At 67.8% G+C, this 15,264-nt stretch carries 20 protein-coding genes and 1 tRNA gene; 3 read left to right on the top strand and 18 right to left on the bottom strand.

Annotation, left to right across the window (positions count from 1 at the left end; genetic code table 11):
* The first annotated feature begins 134 nt into the window (after window positions 1–134).
* Window positions 135–452, top strand: coding sequence for a hypothetical protein (locus ACWHMB_RS03965; RefSeq protein WP_377482466.1), 318 nt, complete (start codon window positions 135–137; stop codon window positions 450–452).
* Window positions 453–462: 10 nt separating this feature from the next.
* Here ACWHMB_RS03965 and ACWHMB_RS03960 read toward each other — a convergent pair.
* From ACWHMB_RS03960 to petA, 6 genes are all read right to left on the bottom strand, one after another.
* Window positions 463–538: transfer RNA gene (locus ACWHMB_RS03960), tRNA-Thr, on the bottom strand.
* Window positions 539–587: 49 nt separating this feature from the next.
* Window positions 588–1,067 carry a ClpXP protease specificity-enhancing factor gene (locus ACWHMB_RS03955; RefSeq protein WP_377482464.1) on the bottom strand — a complete coding sequence of 160 codons (480 nt, stop codon included), beginning with the start codon at window positions 1,065–1,067 and terminating at the stop codon, window positions 588–590.
* Between the two features lie 22 nt (window positions 1,068–1,089).
* Entirely contained in the window at window positions 1,090–1,701 is a 612-nt protein-coding gene (locus tag ACWHMB_RS03950) for a glutathione S-transferase N-terminal domain-containing protein (protein ID WP_377482462.1), read from the bottom strand.
* A gap of 106 nt (window positions 1,702–1,807) precedes the next feature.
* Complete coding sequence (locus tag ACWHMB_RS03945) at window positions 1,808–2,575, bottom strand: cytochrome c1 (protein ID WP_293220129.1); 768 nt, start codon at window positions 2,573–2,575, stop codon at window positions 1,808–1,810.
* 22 nt (window positions 2,576–2,597) lie between these two features.
* Window positions 2,598–4,043: a cytochrome b gene (locus ACWHMB_RS03940; protein WP_377482460.1), complete on the bottom strand. Its 1,446-nt coding sequence runs from the start codon at window positions 4,041–4,043 to the stop codon at window positions 2,598–2,600.
* A 9-nt stretch (window positions 4,044–4,052) separates the two neighbouring features.
* Window positions 4,053–4,640, bottom strand: coding sequence for a ubiquinol-cytochrome c reductase iron-sulfur subunit (gene petA / locus ACWHMB_RS03935; RefSeq protein WP_377482458.1), 588 nt, complete (start codon window positions 4,638–4,640; stop codon window positions 4,053–4,055).
* Window positions 4,641–4,860: 220 nt separating this feature from the next.
* Here petA and mscL point away from each other — a divergent pair, with 220 nt between their 5' ends.
* Window positions 4,861–5,274, top strand: coding sequence for a large conductance mechanosensitive channel protein MscL (gene mscL, locus ACWHMB_RS03930; protein WP_293220138.1), 414 nt, complete (start codon window positions 4,861–4,863; stop codon window positions 5,272–5,274).
* Window positions 5,275–5,344: 70 nt separating this feature from the next.
* Here mscL and pdxA read toward each other — a convergent pair whose 3' ends face one another.
* Both pdxA and ACWHMB_RS03920 read right to left on the bottom strand, forming a co-directional pair.
* Window positions 5,345–6,400, bottom strand: a complete 1,056-nt coding sequence (gene pdxA, locus ACWHMB_RS03925; RefSeq protein WP_377482456.1) for a 4-hydroxythreonine-4-phosphate dehydrogenase PdxA — start codon at window positions 6,398–6,400, stop codon at window positions 5,345–5,347.
* A 15-nt stretch (window positions 6,401–6,415) separates the two neighbouring features.
* On the bottom strand, window positions 6,416–7,177 hold the full coding sequence (locus ACWHMB_RS03920; RefSeq protein WP_293220144.1) for a Nif3-like dinuclear metal center hexameric protein: 762 nt from the start codon (window positions 7,175–7,177) through the stop codon (window positions 6,416–6,418).
* Window positions 7,178–7,283: 106 nt separating this feature from the next.
* Here ACWHMB_RS03920 and ACWHMB_RS03915 point away from each other — a divergent pair, with 106 nt between their 5' ends.
* Complete coding sequence (locus ACWHMB_RS03915; protein WP_377482454.1) at window positions 7,284–8,438, top strand: S1C family serine protease; 1,155 nt, start codon at window positions 7,284–7,286, stop codon at window positions 8,436–8,438.
* Window positions 8,439–8,516: 78 nt separating this feature from the next.
* On the opposite strand, the gene tatC is transcribed toward ACWHMB_RS03915, so the two are convergent.
* From tatC to hisF, 10 genes are all read right to left on the bottom strand, one after another.
* Window positions 8,517–9,317: a twin-arginine translocase subunit TatC gene (gene tatC / locus ACWHMB_RS03910; RefSeq protein WP_377482452.1), complete on the bottom strand. Its 801-nt coding sequence runs from the start codon at window positions 9,315–9,317 to the stop codon at window positions 8,517–8,519.
* A gap of 60 nt (window positions 9,318–9,377) precedes the next feature.
* On the bottom strand, window positions 9,378–9,854 hold the full coding sequence (gene tatB / locus ACWHMB_RS03905; RefSeq protein ID WP_377482450.1) for a Sec-independent protein translocase protein TatB: 477 nt from the start codon (window positions 9,852–9,854) through the stop codon (window positions 9,378–9,380).
* A gap of 27 nt (window positions 9,855–9,881) precedes the next feature.
* The gene (gene tatA / locus ACWHMB_RS03900) at window positions 9,882–10,118 is read right to left on the bottom strand and encodes a Sec-independent protein translocase subunit TatA (protein WP_293219774.1); all 237 of its coding nucleotides are present in this window, start codon (window positions 10,116–10,118) and stop codon (window positions 9,882–9,884) included.
* A 90-nt stretch (window positions 10,119–10,208) separates the two neighbouring features.
* Window positions 10,209–10,580: a histidine triad nucleotide-binding protein gene (locus tag ACWHMB_RS03895; RefSeq protein ID WP_293219771.1), complete on the bottom strand. Its 372-nt coding sequence runs from the start codon at window positions 10,578–10,580 to the stop codon at window positions 10,209–10,211.
* Window positions 10,581–10,602: 22 nt separating this feature from the next.
* Window positions 10,603–11,637 (bottom strand): patatin-like phospholipase family protein, encoded by a 1,035-nt coding sequence (locus tag ACWHMB_RS03890; RefSeq protein ID WP_293219768.1) that lies wholly within the window; start codon window positions 11,635–11,637, stop codon window positions 10,603–10,605.
* Complete coding sequence (locus tag ACWHMB_RS03885; RefSeq protein ID WP_377482448.1) at window positions 11,630–12,025, bottom strand: DUF4870 family protein; 396 nt, start codon at window positions 12,023–12,025, stop codon at window positions 11,630–11,632. Before ACWHMB_RS03885 ends, ACWHMB_RS03890 begins: the two co-directional genes overlap by 8 nt.
* Entirely contained in the window at window positions 12,022–12,411 is a 390-nt protein-coding gene (locus ACWHMB_RS03880) for a phosphoribosyl-ATP diphosphatase (protein ID WP_377482446.1), read from the bottom strand. The genes ACWHMB_RS03885 and ACWHMB_RS03880 overlap by 4 nt, the downstream gene beginning before the upstream one ends.
* Window positions 12,412–12,416: 5 nt before the next feature.
* On the bottom strand, window positions 12,417–12,806 hold the full coding sequence (hisI, locus tag ACWHMB_RS03875) for a phosphoribosyl-AMP cyclohydrolase (RefSeq protein WP_377482444.1): 390 nt from the start codon (window positions 12,804–12,806) through the stop codon (window positions 12,417–12,419).
* Between the two features lie 270 nt (window positions 12,807–13,076).
* Complete coding sequence (gene gdhA / locus ACWHMB_RS03870) at window positions 13,077–14,420, bottom strand: NADP-specific glutamate dehydrogenase (RefSeq protein WP_377482442.1); 1,344 nt, start codon at window positions 14,418–14,420, stop codon at window positions 13,077–13,079.
* A gap of 50 nt (window positions 14,421–14,470) precedes the next feature.
* Complete coding sequence (hisF, locus tag ACWHMB_RS03865) at window positions 14,471–15,250, bottom strand: imidazole glycerol phosphate synthase subunit HisF (protein WP_377482440.1); 780 nt, start codon at window positions 15,248–15,250, stop codon at window positions 14,471–14,473.
* Window positions 15,251–15,264: the final 14 nt, after the last annotated feature.

Raw genomic sequence — 15,264 nt, 5'->3', positions numbered from 1 at the left:
TCAAGATGGTGCGAAGATTGGGGCGAAACCGCCGTATACAACATCGGGCAGCGCCCGCCGGCCATCGTCGCGACAAGCTCCCCATTCTACCCATCGGCGACCGCCCGCCCGGGCGCCGCACCCCGACCATGCCCATGCCTCCCAAGTCCCATCGCAGCGCCTCGGTGGGACAAGCCCTGGACGCCGCCGCGGCCCTGCAGCCGCTGCGCGCGCGCCTGGCGGCCTCGGCCGCGCGACTGGACACCATCCGCCCGCTGCTGCCCGCCGCCCTGCGCCGCGCCGTGCTGGCCGGGCCGATCGACGACGAGGAATGGTGCCTGCTGGTGCCGCATTCGGCCGCCGCGGCCAAGATCCGGCAGCTGCTGCCGGCCTTGCGCACGGCGCTGGAGGCCGCCGGCCACCCGCGGCGCGACATCCGCATCCGGGTGCATCAGGACGCGGCGGGACGTTAGTGCGAAAAGATGGTGCCGCCTGTCCGAATCGAACGGACGACCTACCGCTTACAAGGCGGTTGCTCTACCAACTGAGCTAAGGCGGCAAACGGGCGAAATTCTAGAGGACGGGCGCCCGCATCCCGGGCGGCACCCTCACTTGATGCGCTTGAGCGCGGGGCGCTTGCGCGCGTCGGGCGCGGCGGGCCCGGGCGGCTCGGTGTCGTCGGGCCCGCCCTCGGGCGCGCTGGCCTCGACCACGCCGAGCGGGCTGGCGGCGGGCGCGGGCGGCACGCCGGGCGCGGCGGCGGCGCGCGCCTGCAGCGGGAAGGCCATGCCCTGGCCGTTTTCGCGCGCGTAGATGGCCATCACGCGGTCGATGGGCACGATGATCTCGCGCGGCACGCCGCCGAAGCGGGCGCGGAACTCGATGAACTCGTTGCCGATCTTCAGGCCGCTGGTGGCATCGGTGCTGACGTTCAGCACGATCTCACCGTTCTGCACGTACTCGCGCGGCACCTGCACACTGTCGTCGGCAAACACGGCGACGTAGGGCGTGAGCGCGTTGTCCGCGCACCATTCGTACAGCGCGCGGATGAGATACGGGCGGGTGGAGGCGGATTCGAGGGCGTTCATCGTCGTTGCCGCGGCGGGGACCTTACTTGCGCATCACCTTTTCGGAGGGCGTGAGCGCCTCGATGTAGGCCGGGCGCGAGAAGATGCGCTCGGCGTACTTGAGCAGGGGCGCGGCGTTCTTGGACAGGTCGATGCCGTAGTAGTCCAGGCGCCACAGCAGGGGCGCCAGCGCCACGTCCAGCATCGAGAAGTTGTCGCCCAGGATGAACTTGTTCTTCAGGAACACCGGGGCCATCTGGGTGAGCCGGTCGCGGATGTTGCCGCGCGCCTTCTCCAGCGCCTTTTCGTTGCTGCGCGCGGCGCGGTTTTCCAGCACGCTGACGTGCGTGAACAGCTCCTTCTCGAAATTGAGCAGGAACAGGCGCACGCGCGCGCGGTCCACCGGGTCGCCCGGCATCAGCTGCGGGTGCGGGAAGCGCTCGTCGATGTACTCGTTGATGATGTTCGACTCGTACAGGATCAGGTCGCGCTCGACCAGGATCGGCACCTGCCCGTAGGGGTTCATCACGCTGATGTCCTCGGGCTTGTTGTAGAGATCGACGTCGCGGATCTCGAAGTCCATGCCCTTCTCGAACAGCACGAAGCGGCAGCGATGCGAGAACGGGCAGGTGGTTCCTGAATACAGCACCATCATGGCAGGTCAACTCCTTAAAACCGAAGGAGTGGAAGCGCACCGACAGCCGGGCGCGCCCCACTCCGAAAAAATGCCCGGGCGCGGGCGCCCGGATGATTGATGTGCTTTATTTGACGTCTTTCCAGTACGCCGCATTCAGGCGCCACGAAATCAGCGTGAACAGGGCCAGGAAGATCAGCACCCACACCCCGATCTGCACGCGCTTGGACTGGGCCGGCTCGCTCATCCACTTGAGGAAGTTGACCAGGTCGGCCACGGTCTGGTCGTACTGCAGCGGCGTCAGGGTGCCGGGCGTGACCTGCTCCCAGCGGCCGCTGAAGCTGTGCTCTTCCTTGCCGTGCGACTCGACCGTGTGGTAGATCGGCTTGCGCTCGCCCTGCAGCTGCCACAGCGGGTGCGGCATGCCGATGTTGGGGAAAGCCAGGTTGTTCCAGCCCGTGGGGCGCGAGTCGTCGCGGTAGTAGGTGCGAAACAGCGTGTAGAGGTAGTCGGCGCCGGTGCCGCCCGCGCCCGAGCGCGAGCGCGCGACCAGGGTCAGGTCGGGCGGGTTGGCGCCGAAAAAGGCCTTTGCCTCGACCGGGTCGATGGCGGCCTTCATCATGTCGCCGACCTTGCTGCCCACGAACAGCAGGTTGTCCTTGATTTCATCGTCGGTCAGGCCGATGTCCTGCAGGCGGTTGAAGCGCATGAAGGCCGCCGAGTGGCAGCTCAGGCAGTAGTTGACGAAGATTTTGGCGCCGCGCTGCAGCGAGGCGTTGTCGTCCAGCTTGCCGGGCGCCTTGTCCCACGAAATGCCGCCGGTGGACGCCTGCGCGGCGGCGCCAAGTCCCAGCGCCAGAGTCAGCCCGAGGATGATCTTTTTCCACATGGTCATGGTTGTTGTACTCCGGCCGGCATCAATGGGGCTTGAAGGTCACGCGATCGGGCACCGGCTTGGGCGTGCCCAGCTGGCTCCACCACGGCATCAGCAGGAAGAAGCCGAAATACACCAGCGTGCCCACCAGCGCCACGCGCTCGTTGGTCAGCCATTCGAGCGAGGGCTGCGAAAAGATCGGGCCCGGCACCATGATGCCCAGAATCATCAGCACGATGAACCAGATGATGAAGACCGCGTACACCGTCTTGTGCCAGTCGGGGCGATAGCGGATCGAGCGCGCGGGACTGCGGTCCAGCCAGGGCAGGAAGAACAGGATGATGACCGAGCCGCCCATGACGATCACGCCCCAGAACTTGGGATCGAAGGTCTTGAGCAGGACGATGCCGACGATGGCCGCCACGGTCAGGATGATCTTGGACTTCATCGAGCCGCGGCCCTTGAGCCAGGCCAGCACGGTGGCCAGCGCCACGATCAGGCTCAGCACGTTGACCATGGTGTCGGTGGTGGCGCGCAGCATCGAATAGAAGGGCGTGAAATACCACACCGGCGCGATGTGCGCGGGCGTGACCAGCGGATCGGCCGGGATGAAGTTGTTGTACTCCAGGAAGTAGCCGCCCATCTCCGGCGCGAAGAACAGCACCGCGAAGTAGATCATCAGGAACACGCCCACGCCCACAATGTCGTGCACGCTGTAGTAGGGGTGGAACGGAACGCCGTCGGTCGGCGCGTCGGGCGACCAGCGGTTGCCCTTGGGGCCCTTCTTGATCTCGATGCCGTCGGGGTTGTTGGAGCCCACGTCGTGCAGCGCCAGCAGGTGCGCCACCACCAGGCCGATCAGCACCAGCGGCACGGCGATGACGTGGAAGCTGAAGAAGCGGTTGAGCGTGGCATCGCCCACCACGTAGTCGCCGCGGATCAGCAGCGACAGGTCGGGCCCGATGAACGGTATGGCCGAGAACAGGTTGACGATCACCTGCGCGCCCCAGTAGGACATCTGGCCCCAGGGAAGCAGGTAGCCCATGAAGGCCTCGGCCATCAGGCACAGGAAGATGGCGCAGCCGAACACCCACACCAGCTCGCGCGGCTTGCGGTAGCTGCCGTAGATCAGGCCGCGGTACATGTGCAGGTACACCACGATGAAGAAGGCCGAGGCCCCCGTCGAGTGCATGTAGCGGATGAACCAGCCGCCCGGCACGTCGCGCATGATGTATTCGACCGACTCGAAGGCCTTGGCCGCGTCGGGCTTGTAGTGCATCACCAGGAAGATGCCGGTGACCACCTGGATCACCAGCACCAGCAGCGCCAGCGAGCCGAAGAAATACCAGAAGTTGAAGTTCTTGGGCGCGTAGTACTCCGACATGTGCTTGCGGTATTCCGCAAACAGGGTCGGGAAGCGGTTGTCCAGCCAGTTGTACAGCTTGGCACCGGCGGATGCGTTCGGGGAGATTTCCTTGAATTCAGCCATGACCGCCTCTTATGCTTTCTTGTCTTCGCCGATCAGCAAGCGGGTGTCGGACAGGTAGGTGTAGGGCGGCACCAGCAGGTTGGCCGGAGCCGGCTTGTTCTTGAACACGCGCGCCGAGAAGTCGAAGGTCGAGCCGTGGCAGGGGCAGAAGAAGCCGCCCACCCAGTTGTCGGGCAGCGAGGGCTGGGGGCCGGCCTTGAACTTCTCGACCGGCGAGCAGCCCAGGTGCGTGCAGATGCCCACCACTACCAGGATGTCCTTGTGGGCCTCGGGCGCACGGTCTTCGTTTTGCGCCCACACCGGCGTCGGAAAGTCGGTGCGCTTGGACAGCGGGTCGGCCACCTCGCTGTCGGTGGTCTTGAGCGTGGCCAGCATCTCGGGCGTGCGCTTGAACACCCACACCGGCTGGCCGCGCCATTCGACGATCATGCGCTCGCCCGGCTGCAGGGCGGAGATGTCCACCTCAACGGGCGCGCCGGCGGCCTTGGCACGCTCGGACGGCGAAAAGCTCTCGACAAACGGGGTGGCCAGGGCCACGGTACCCACAGCGCCAGCGCAACCCGAAGCAATCAGCCAGGTGCGTTTGCTGCTGTCCATGGGCGCAGGGGTGAAATTGCTGGGTGGAGCGTCACTCATGGCTGTCCTCTGAATCGGCAGGGATGTGTTTTTTTATGCGAACCAGCCAAGGATTGTAGCGGAGCAACTTGGCCCCCCGTGCGGTGTGGCGGCCACATGCGCCGCGCCGGGCCGCCCGGATTGACATTCCCTGACGGCGCGCAATACTGGCCATCCGTTCAACAACTCAGGAGGTTTCACCATGGGCATGATGCAAGAGTTTCGCGAGTTCGCCGTCAAGGGCAACGCCATGGACCTGGCGGTCGGCGTGATCATCGGCGGCGCATTCGGCAAGATCGTCGACTCGATCGTCGGCGACCTGATCATGCCGGTGGTCGGCAAGCTGTTCGGCGGGCTGGACTTTTCCAGCTACTACATCCCCTTGTCGGGCCAGCCCGCAGGCCTGGCGCTGGCCGAGGCCAAGAAGGCCGGCGCGGTGTTCGCCTACGGCAACTTCATCACCATCCTGGTCAACTTCATCATCCTGGCCTTCATCATCTTCATGATGGTCAAGCAGATGAACCGCCTGAAGAAGGAAGAACCCGCGCCCGCGCCCGCCGCGCCGCCGGAGGACATCCAGTTGCTGCGCGAAATCCGCGACAGCCTGAAGCGCTGACAAGGCAAGAGTCAGTCGCCCCTTTATTCATAGCTGCCGGCGCCCGTCCGCTCTGCGCGACGGGCGTTTTTCATTCGACCAGCTGGCGCGCCATGCGCAGCGCCGCCAGCAGGCTGCCGGCATCGGCGCGGCCCGTGCCGGCCAGATCGAAGGCCGTGCCGTGATCGGGGCTGGTGCGCACCAGCGGCAGCCCCAGGGTGACGTTGACGCCGCGCTCCACGCCCAGGTATTTCACCGGGATCAGGCCCTGGTCGTGGTACATCGCCAGCACCAGGTCGAACTCGGCGCCGCCGCGCGCGCGCATGAACACGGTGTCGGGCGCGAAGGGTCCCTGCGCGTCGATGCCCTCGGCGCGGGCGCGGGCGATGGCCGGCGCGATGGCCTCGATCTCCTCGCGCCCGAACAGCCCGCCCTCGCCCGCATGCGGGTTCAGCCCGGCCACCGCGATGCGCGGCGCCCGGTGTAGCGCGGCACCAACAGATTGGTGCGCAATCCGCAGGCTCTGCAGGACGTTGCTTTCGGTTACGAGGGCGATCGCCTCGTGCAGCGACACGTGGATGCTCACCAGCACGGTACGCAGCTCGTCGTTGGCCAGCATCATGCGCACCGGCATGGCCGACACCGGCACGCCCGCGTGCTCGGCCGCCAGCGCCTGCAGCAGCTCGGTGTGGCCGGGGTAGCGTGCATACGGCTCGCCGGCGGCGGCCAGCGCCTCCTTGTGCAGCGGCGCCGTCACCAGGGCCGACACCTCGCCGCGCAGCGCGGCGCGCGCCGCCCACACCACGCAGTCGCCCGCCAGCCGGCCGGCCGCGGCGCTGATGCGGCCGGGCTCGGGCAGGGCCACGGGCGGCCCCGGCTGCAGCACGGGCACGCAGCGCGGCGGCGCCTGCAGGGCCTGCCGCGGCTCGGTGATCTGCGCCACCGGCAGGCTCACGCCGCCGGCCTGCACCCAGCCGGCGGCGCGGCGCAGCAGCGCCACGTCGCCGACCACGAAGCAGCCCGCCAGCAGCTCGGGCGCATCGCGAAAGGCCTTGGCGATGATTTCGGGGCCGATGCCGGCGGCGTCGCCCAGGGTGATGGCGATCGGCCGGGCGAAGCCGGGGGCGGAAGAAGCGGCGCGAGACATGTCCGAAGAAAAAAATCAGGCGGGGTTGTCGATGTCGATGAAGCGATGGGCGATGCCCAACTGCGCCGCCACGTGCGCGCCCAGCGCAGGCGCGCCGTAGCGCTCGGTGGCGTGGTGGCCGCCCGCGTAGAACAGCACCCCGCACTCGCGTGCCAGGTGCGCCTGCGGCTCGGAGATTTCGCCGGTGATGAAGGCTTGCGCGCCGGCGGCAATGGCAGCCTCGAAGTAGCCCTGCGCGCCGCCGCTGCACCAAGCTATTGTTTCAATAGCTGCTTGCGCCTGTCCCACCTGCGTAACAGGCCGATTCAACACGGATTCCAGGCGACGGGCCAGGGCCGCCGCATCCTGCAGCGGCACGCCGTCGGCGGGCCGGCCGATGAAGCCCAGCTCCTGCTCGCCGAAGCGCCCCGTGGCCTGCAGGCCCAGGCGCGCGCCCAGCTGCGCGTTGTTGCCCAGCGTGGGGTGCGCGTCCAGCGGCAGGTGGTAGGCGAACAGGTTGATGTCGTGCGCCAGCAGGCGCTGCAGGCGCTGCTTCATCCAGCCGGTGACGGTGCCGTCCTGGCCGCGCCAGAACAGGCCGTGGTGCACCAGGATGGCGTCGGCGCCGGCCGCGATGGCGGCGTCGATCAGCGCGCGGCTGGCGGTGACGCCGCTGACCAGCGTGCCGATCTCCGCGCGCCCTTCCACCTGCAGGCCGTTGGGGCCGTAGTCGCGAAAGCGCTCGGGCTGCAGTTCGGCGTTCAGGGTGGCGAGCAATTGCGAGCGGGAGACGGTCATGTCGAAGCGGGGCGCGGGCACGGGCGATGCGGGCATTGTCGGCCATGGTGCCCCAGCTTGTGCAGATCGGCGTGGCGGCCCGCGGCCATGCCCCACAATGGCGGCCATGAAACGTCTGTGGCTCCTGTTCGCGCAAGTGGTGACCGTGCTGCTGGCCGCCTTCTTCGTGGTGCTCACGCTCAAGCCGCAGTGGCTGGGCCGCGCGGGACCGATGGCGGGCAGCCTGGGCACCATCTCGATCCTGCAGGCGCCCGAGACGCCGGTGGGCGTGACGGCGCCGGGCAGCCTGAACGCGGCCGTGCGGCGCGCGGCGCCGGCGGTGGTCAGCATCAACACCAGCACCACCACGCACAACCCGCAAAGCAACGACCCCTGGTTTCGCTTTTTCTTCGGCGACCGCGGCGCCGAGCAGCAGCAAAACGGCCTGGGCTCGGGCGTGATCATGAGCCCCGAGGGCTACATCCTGACCAACAACCACGTGGTCGAGGGCGCCGACGCCATCGAGGTGGTGCTGGCCGACGGCCGCAGCGCGCCGGCCAAGGTGATCGGCACCGACCCGGAAAGCGACCTGGCGGTGCTCAAGATCGGGCTGGACAAGCTGCCGGTGATGGTGCTGGGCAACTCCGACCAGCTGCAGGTGGGCGACCGCGTGCTGGCCATCGGCAACCCCTTCGGCGTCGGCCAGACGGTGACCAGCGGCATCGTCAGCGCGCTGGGGCGCAACCAGCTGGGCATCAACACCTTCGAGAACTTCATCCAGACCGACGCCGCCATCAACCCCGGCAACTCGGGCGGCGCGCTGGTCGACGTCGAGGGCAACCTGATGGGCGTCAACACCGCCATCTACTCGCGCACCGGCGGCAGCCTGGGCATCGGCTTCGCCATTCCGGTGGACACCGCCAAGCAGGTGCTGGAAAGCATCATCAAGAACGGCCAGGTGGTGCGCGGCTGGATCGGCGTCGAGCCCGGCGAGCTGACGCCCGAGCTGGCGCAGACCTTCGGCGTGGCCACCGGCCAGGGCGTGATCGTGACCGGCGTGCTGGGCGGCGCCCCGGCCGCGCTGGCCGGCATCCGGCCGGGCGACGTGATCAGCGAGGTGGCGGGCCAGCCGGTGCGCACCGTGTCCGAGCTCTTGAGCCGCATCGCCGCCCTGGTGCCGGGCCAGCCCGTGGCCTTCACCCTGCTGCGCCGCGGCGAAACCAGCCAGGCCACCGTGACGCCGGTGCAGCGGCCGCGCCCGCGCGCGCAGCCACAGCGCTGAATACTATTTAATTGATAGCTGCTCGCGCTTGACTGGAGCGCGCTACAGTCCGATCTGGCTTGAAAATCCGCGCGCCGCTCAGGAGCCGGCCGTCTCGGCCTCGTCCGCCGGCGCGCTGGTGTTCTTGATGAAGGCGCGCGCCGCCCAGATGCCCACCTCGTACAGCAGGCACATGGGAATGGCCAGCGACAGCTGCGACACCACGTCCGGCGGCGTGACGATGGCCGCCACCACGAAGGCCAGCACGATGAAGTAGCCGCGAAAGTGCTTGAGCTGCTCCACGCTCACCACGCCCAGGCGCGCCAGCACCACCACCGCGATCGGCACCTCGAAGGCCAGGCCGAAGGCCAGGAACATGGTCAGCACGAAGCTGAGATAAGCCTCGATGTCCGGCGCCGCCGTGATGCTCTTGGGCGCGAAGCTCTGGATGAAGGCGAACACGCGGCCGAACACCAGGAAGTAGCAGAACGCCACGCCGGCAAAGAACAGCAGGGTGCTGGAGACCACCAGCGGCAGCACCATGCGCCGCTCGTGCGAATACAGCCCCGGCGCGACGAAGGCCCAGACCTGGTAGAGCACCACCGGCAGCGCGATCATGAAGGCGGCCATCAGCAGGATCTTCAGCGGCACCATGAAGGGCGAAATGACCGAGGTGGCGATCAGCGTGGCGCCGTGCGGCAGGTGGGCGATCAGCGGCGCAGCCAGCAGGTCGTACAGATGGCCGGGGCCCGGGTAGATGGCCAGCGCGACGGCGACGATGCCGACCGCGACGATGGACTTGATCAGCCGGTCGCGCAGTTCCATCAGGTGGGCGACGAAGGGCTGCTCGGTGCCGGCGAGTTCGTCTTCGGGGTCTGGCTTTTGGGTCGAGTCGGTCATGCGGGGCCCGAGGGTCGTTCAGGAAGTGGCAGCGCCCGGGCCCGGCGCCGCCAGAAAGGCTCAGCGATTGGTTTTCTTGGGACGAAAGCGCGCCACGCGTGCCGCGCCCGACTGCACCTGGCGGCGCACGCCGTGGCGCGCCTTGTACCACTGCGGGGTGGCGCCGCGCTTGAGGCGCCAGTTCTTGTCGGGGCGGCGGTATTCGGGCGGCGGCGTCCAGCCGCCGTCGGGCAGCGGGTCGTCGGGGTGGCTCAGGCCGGCGGTGGCCTCGTTCCAGTCTTTCTCGAAGTTGGCCGTGGTCTCGCGGATGCCCTTCTCGACGTCGCGCCCGGCCGATTCGACCGTCTCCTTCATCTTGCGCAACTCGTCCAGGTCCATCGCCTGGTTGACCTCGGCCTTGACGTCGGCCACGTAGCGCTGCGCCTTGCCCAGCAGCGTGCCCACCGTGCGGGCCACGCGCGGCAGTTTCTCGGGGCCGATGACGATCAGTGCCACGGCACCGATCAGGGCCATTTTGGAGATGCCGAGATCAAGCACGAATCAACGTCCCGCCCAAGCTGCCGATCAGCTCTTTTCCTTGGCCTCGACGTCGATGGTGTCCTTGTGCGCGGTGGCGTTGGTGACCTGGCCCGCCGGCGCATCGGCGGCGGGCGCGTCGGTCGCACCGTCCTTCATGCCGTCCTTGAAGCCCTTGACCGCACTGCCCAGGTCGGTGCCCATGTTTTTCAGCTTCTTGGTGCCGAAAATCATGACCACGATCAGCAACACGATCAGCCAATGCCAGATGGAAAACGAACCCATGGTGATACTCCTTGCACCGGGCGAAAGCGGCGCGTTGATGTGAATTTTAGACTGCGGGGCGCGCAGGCGGTTCCGGCAGCCGGATGGGGATCAACCCTTGAGCCAGGGGCGCGGCCCGCCGATCACGTGCAGGTGCAGGTGATGCACCTCCTGCCCAGCCTCGGCCCCGGTGTTGACCACCAGGCGAAAGCCGCCCGCCGGATAGGGGTTGCAGCCCTGCTCCATCGCCAGCCGGGGGGCCAGCGCCATCATGCGGCCCAGCAGGCGCTCGTGCTCGGGGCCCACGCTCATCATGGAGCCGATGTGCGCCTTGGGGATGATGAGAAAGTGCACCGGCGCCCAGGGCGCGATGTCGTGGAAGGCGAACAGCTCCTCGTCCTCGTAGACCTTGCGCGAGGGAATCTGCCCGGCAACGATCTTGCAGAAGATGCAGTCGGGGTCGTGGGGTGTGGCGCCGCTCATGCGCGTTCTCCGGTCGGGGCGGTCAGGGGGAATCGATGGCGGTGCCGCGCACGCCCAGATTGCGAAAGTGCGTCTTGATCCAGCGCTGGCCCATGCGGCGGCCGATCTCGAACAGCTGGTGCAGAAAGACGATGTCGGCGCGCATCTTGCTGGCCGAGCCGTAGCCGTGCAGCGCCGCGCCGCCGTCCACCCGGTGCAGCAGCATCTTCTTGTAGCGACCCGGGTCCAGCCGGCCCTCGTCGAGCAGGCGGGCAACGAACTCGATGGCGCGAAACTCGGCCAGCAGCGGCGCGTTGAAGGTGATCTCGTTGACGCGCTCCATGATGTCCTGCGCGTTGGCGTCGGCCTTGAAGGGCACGGCCACCGGGTTGATCTGCACCAGCACCACGTCGTTGCTGCGCGTGTTGTAGATCAGCGGGTAGAGCGCCGGGTTGCCCGAATAGCCGCCGTCCCAGTACAGCTCGCCCTCGATCTCGACCGGCTTGAACATGGTGGGCAGGCAGGCCGAGGCCATCACCGCGTCCACCGTCAGGCGCTTGCCGCTGAACACCTCGCCGACACCGGTGCGCACGTTGGTGGCGCAGACGAAGACCTTCATGGCCTGCGGCGTGTCCAGCAGCTCGAAATCGACCTGGTCGAGCAGCAGGCGCCGCAGCGGGTTGACCCCCAGCGGGTTGGCCTGCGCCGGCGAGATCCATTGCGAAAACCAGGACGCCACCGCCTGCGCCGCCGGCAGCGGCAGCCCGGTGCTGAAGTTGCCCAGCAGGCCCACGTTTTCCCAGAAGCGCTTGAGCGCCTTGCGCCCGGCCTCGTGTACGTCCTGGCCCTTCAGGCCGTCGTGGCGCGCGCGTGCCAGCCCGTGGGCCAGCACCACGGCGTTCATGGCGCCGGCGCTGGTGCCGCTGACGCCATCGGGCACGATGCGGCCGTCCTCCAGCAGCGCGTCCAGCACGCCCCAGGTGAAGGCGCCGTGCGAGCCGCCGCCCTGCAGCGCCAGGTCGACCGAGCGCGGCGCCTCGCCGGCCTTGGCGGCGCCGGTGCGCGCGGCCTCAGGCATCGACGGCCTGGCCGGCGTTCATGCGCACCATGCCCTTGACGATGCGGTACAGGAACCAGATCGAGATGAGGACCCAGGCGATCCAGCCCGGCAGCGCGAACAGCAGCCACAGCGGCGCGGTCAGCACATACCAGAAGCCGGCCCACAGCACCGAGCGGATGCGCCAGCTGAAATGGCTGGCCTGCCAGGTGCCGGCGGCCTCGTCCTTCTTGACCAGGTCGATGATCAGCGCCACCAGCAGCAGGGCGATGCTGGGCTGCGCGCCCGGAAACACCGCGCCCACCGCCACCACCAGGTGCAGGATGTAGCTGACCCAGCCCCAGATGCGCAGGTTGTCGGCCTGCGTCTGGCCCTTGGGCTCGACGTCGATGATGTCGTTGTTGCTCATGCGTGGGGACCTCCGTGCGTGGACTCGCTCTGCTCGCGCTCGCGCACCTTGCGCAGCGCCTTTTCCTCGATGCCCGACAAGCCTTCGCGGCGCGCCAGCTCGGCCACCACGTCGGCCGACGACAGGCCGAAATGCGCCAGCGCCACCATGCCATGAAACCACAGGTCGGCCATCTCGGCCACGATTTTTTCGGGCGCACCGCCATGCTCGGCGTCCTTGGCCGCCATCACCACCTCGGTGGCCTCCTCGCCGATCTTCTTGAGAAAGGCGTCGGGCCCCTTGTGCAGCAGGCGCGCGACATAGCTGGTGTCGGGGTTGCCCCCGGCGGCCGGCTTGCGGCTTTCGATGACGGCGCTCAGGCGCGCCAGGACGTCTTGTTGCGACATGGCCCCTATTTATAGATGGATTCGGGGTCTTTCAAGACCGGATCGACGGCCGTCCAGACGCCGTCTTTCAGCACGCTGAAGAAACAGCTGTGACGCCCGGTGTGGCAGGCAATGCCGGGATCGTGCCCCAGCTGCGTCACCTTGAGCAGCACCACGTCCTGGTCGCAGTCGATGCGGATCTCGTGCACCTGCTGCACGTGGCCCGATTCCTCGCCCTTGAACCACAGGCGCTGGCGCGAGCGGCTGAAGTACACCGCGCGGCCCAGCTCGGCCGTCTTGGCCAGCGCCTCGCGGCTCATCCAGGCGAACATCAGCACGTCGCCCGAGCCGGCCTCCTGCGCGATCACCGGCACCAGGCCCTGCGCGTCCCACTTGACTTCGTCCAACCAGTTCATGCAGGGATTGTGCGCGATTCACCAAGCGTTGTCGGTGCTGCGGAATTTACTATTAAATAAATAGCTATTCGCGCTTGATCAACGGGCATCAGCGCCCGGTTTGACTTGAAAACCTCTACGCGTCGGCGGCGCTCGATCAAGAACGCGTCGAACGGCCGCGGAGCAGGCCCTGCCAGCAGCCGCCGCGGAACCGGCTTTGCCGGGCCGCAGGCGGCGCCCCCTCGAGGGGGGAGGCGCAACATCGCGCAGCGAGTGCAGCAACGGGGGTGGTCAATACACGCCCTGGGCCAGCATGGCGTCGGCGATCTTGACGAACGCGGCGATGTTGGCGCCTTCGACGTAGTTCACGGTGCCGTCCTTGCGCTCGCCATGGCGCACGCAGTTGCCGTGGATGTCCTTCATGATCTCGTGCAGGCGCAGGTCGACGTCGCTGTGCGACCAGGACAGGCGCATGGCGTTCTGGCTCATCTCCAGGCCCGAGGTGGCCACGCCGCCGGCGTTGCTGGCCTTGCCCGGCGCATACAGCGTGCCGGCGGCCAGAAAGGCGTCCACCGCCTCCAGCGTGCTGGGCATGTTGGCGCCCTCGGCCACGCAGACCACGCCATTGGTGATCAGCGTCCTGGCATCGCCCGCTTCCAGCTCGTTTTGCGTGGCGCAGGGCAGCGCGATGTCCACCGGCACGTGCCAGGGGCGCTTGCCGGGCTCGAACTTCAGCTTGTTCTTCTTGCAGAAATCGGCCAGCCGGCCACGCTGCACGTTCTTGAACTCCATCAGGTCCTGCAGCAGGCCGTGGCTGATGCCGTGGTCGTGCACCAGGGTGCCGCCCGAGTCGGACAGCGTGACCACCTTGGCGCCCAGCTCCAGCGCCTTCTCGGCCGCGTACTGCGCCACGTTGCCCGCGCCCGAGATGCTGACCGTGCGACCGTCGAAGCCCAGCTGCTTGCGCCGCAGCATCTCCTGCGCGAAGTACACGGTGCCGTAGCCCGTGGCCTCGGGGCGCATCAGGCTGCCGCCAAAGGCGATGCCCTTGCCGGTGAACACGCTGCTGGCGTTGTTGGCCAGCTTTTTCATCATGCCGGCCATGAAGCCGACCTCGCGCGCACCCACGCCCATGTCGCCCGCGGGCACGTCGGTGTCGGCGCCCAGGTGGCGGTACAGCTCGCACATCAGCGACTGGCAAAAGCGCATCACCTCGCCGTCGCTCTTGCCCTTGGGGTCGAAGTCGCTGCCGCCCTTGCCGCCGCCCATGGGCAGCGTGGTCAGCGCGTTCTTGAAGGTCTGCTCGAAGCCCAGGAACTTCAGGATCGACAGGTTCACGCTGGGGTGAAAGCGCATGCCGCCCTTGTAGGGGCCGACCGCCATGTTGTGCTGCACGCGAAAGGCGCGGTTGACCTGCGTCTGACCCTTGTCGTCCACCCACGTCACGCGAAACTGGATCGCGCGGTCGGGCTCGCACAGGCGCTCGAGCACGCCGTATTCGCGGTACTTGGGGTTCTTTTCGAGAAAGGGCCACAGCGAGATCACGACCTCGCGCACGGCCTGCAGAAACTCGGGCTGGCCGGGGTCGCGGCGCTGGATGGCGCCCATGAAATCTTCAAGGCTTTGGGTGGTCAAAAGAATCTCCTGGAAATGAAACTGGCCATGGCGCGCGTGCAAGCTGCAAGCTACAAGCGCACCGGGATGCCGCGCCCGGCCAGATGCTGCTTGGCCTGCGCGATGGTGAAGGTGCCGTAGTGAAAGATGCTGGCGGCCAGCACGGCGTCGGCGCCGCCGGTCTGGATGCCGTCGGCCAGGTGATCGAGCGTGCCCACGCCGCCCGAGGCGATCACCGGCACGTCGACGGCGTCGCTCACGGCGCGCGTCAACTCCAGGTCGAAGCCGATCTGGGTGCCGTCGCGGTCCATGCTGGTCAGCAAAATCTCGCCGGCGCCATAGTCGGCCATCTGGCGCGCCCAGGCCACGGCGTCGAGGCCGGTGTTCTTGCGCCCGCCGTGGCTGTAGACGTCCCAGCCGGCGCCGCGCGCGGCCAGCTCGCCGCCCGTGCGCCGGCGCGCGTCGATGGCCACCACGATGCACTGCGCGCCGTACTTGCCCGAGGCGTCGCGGATCACCTGCGGGTCGGCGATGGCGGCCGAGTTGAAGCTGGTCTTGTCGGCCCCGGCGTTGAGCAGCCGGCGCACGTCGGCCACGGTGCGCACGCCGCCGCCCACGGTGAGCGGGATGAAGACCTGGCTGGCCACCGCCTCGATGATGGGCAGGATCAGATCGCGCCCGTCGCTGGTGGCGGTGATGTCCAGGAAGGTCAGCTCGTCGGCGCCCTGCTCGTTGTAGCGCGCGGCGATCTCCACCGGGTCGCCCGCGTCGCGCAGCTCGACAAAATTGACGCCCTTGACCACGCGACCGCCGGTCACGTCCAGGCAGGGGATGATGCGTTTTGCCAGCATGAATGGTAGGACGT

The sequence above is a fragment of the Ottowia pentelensis genome (assembly GCF_964341695.1).
Note: the sequence above shows the minus strand (reverse complement) of the source record. Positions and strands in the feature narration are given on the sequence as shown.

Coding starts and splice junctions, on each gene's coding strand:
- ACWHMB_RS03920 (WP_293220144.1), bottom strand. CDS start 7,177: ATGACCGTCTCCCGCTCGCAATTGCTCGCCACCCTGAACGCCGAACTG.
- ACWHMB_RS03895 (WP_293219771.1), bottom strand. CDS start 10,580: ATGAGCGGCGCCACACCCCACGACCCCGACTGCATCTTCTGCAAGATC.
- hisI (WP_377482444.1), bottom strand. CDS start 12,806: ATGAACTGGTTGGACGAAGTCAAGTGGGACGCGCAGGGCCTGGTGCCG.
- tatC (WP_377482452.1), bottom strand. CDS start 9,317: ATGACCGACTCGACCCAAAAGCCAGACCCCGAAGACGAACTCGCCGGC.
- ACWHMB_RS03955 (WP_377482464.1), bottom strand. CDS start 1,067: ATGAACGCCCTCGAATCCGCCTCCACCCGCCCGTATCTCATCCGCGCG.
- ACWHMB_RS03885 (WP_377482448.1), bottom strand. CDS start 12,025: ATGAGCAACAACGACATCATCGACGTCGAGCCCAAGGGCCAGACGCAG.
- ACWHMB_RS03890 (WP_293219768.1), bottom strand. CDS start 11,637: ATGCCTGAGGCCGCGCGCACCGGCGCCGCCAAGGCCGGCGAGGCGCCG.
- tatA (WP_293219774.1), bottom strand. CDS start 10,118: ATGGGTTCGTTTTCCATCTGGCATTGGCTGATCGTGTTGCTGATCGTG.
- petA (WP_377482458.1), bottom strand. CDS start 4,640: ATGGACAGCAGCAAACGCACCTGGCTGATTGCTTCGGGTTGCGCTGGC.
- ACWHMB_RS03940 (WP_377482460.1), bottom strand. CDS start 4,043: ATGGCTGAATTCAAGGAAATCTCCCCGAACGCATCCGCCGGTGCCAAG.
- ACWHMB_RS03965 (WP_377482466.1), top strand. CDS start 135: ATGCCTCCCAAGTCCCATCGCAGCGCCTCGGTGGGACAAGCCCTGGAC.
- mscL (WP_293220138.1), top strand. CDS start 4,861: ATGGGCATGATGCAAGAGTTTCGCGAGTTCGCCGTCAAGGGCAACGCC.
- ACWHMB_RS03880 (WP_377482446.1), bottom strand. CDS start 12,411: ATGTCGCAACAAGACGTCCTGGCGCGCCTGAGCGCCGTCATCGAAAGC.
- ACWHMB_RS03915 (WP_377482454.1), top strand. CDS start 7,284: ATGAAACGTCTGTGGCTCCTGTTCGCGCAAGTGGTGACCGTGCTGCTG.
- hisF (WP_377482440.1), bottom strand. CDS start 15,250: ATGCTGGCAAAACGCATCATCCCCTGCCTGGACGTGACCGGCGGTCGC.
- ACWHMB_RS03945 (WP_293220129.1), bottom strand. CDS start 2,575: ATGACCATGTGGAAAAAGATCATCCTCGGGCTGACTCTGGCGCTGGGA.
- ACWHMB_RS03950 (WP_377482462.1), bottom strand. CDS start 1,701: ATGATGGTGCTGTATTCAGGAACCACCTGCCCGTTCTCGCATCGCTGC.
- pdxA (WP_377482456.1), bottom strand. CDS start 6,400: ATGTCTCGCGCCGCTTCTTCCGCCCCCGGCTTCGCCCGGCCGATCGCC.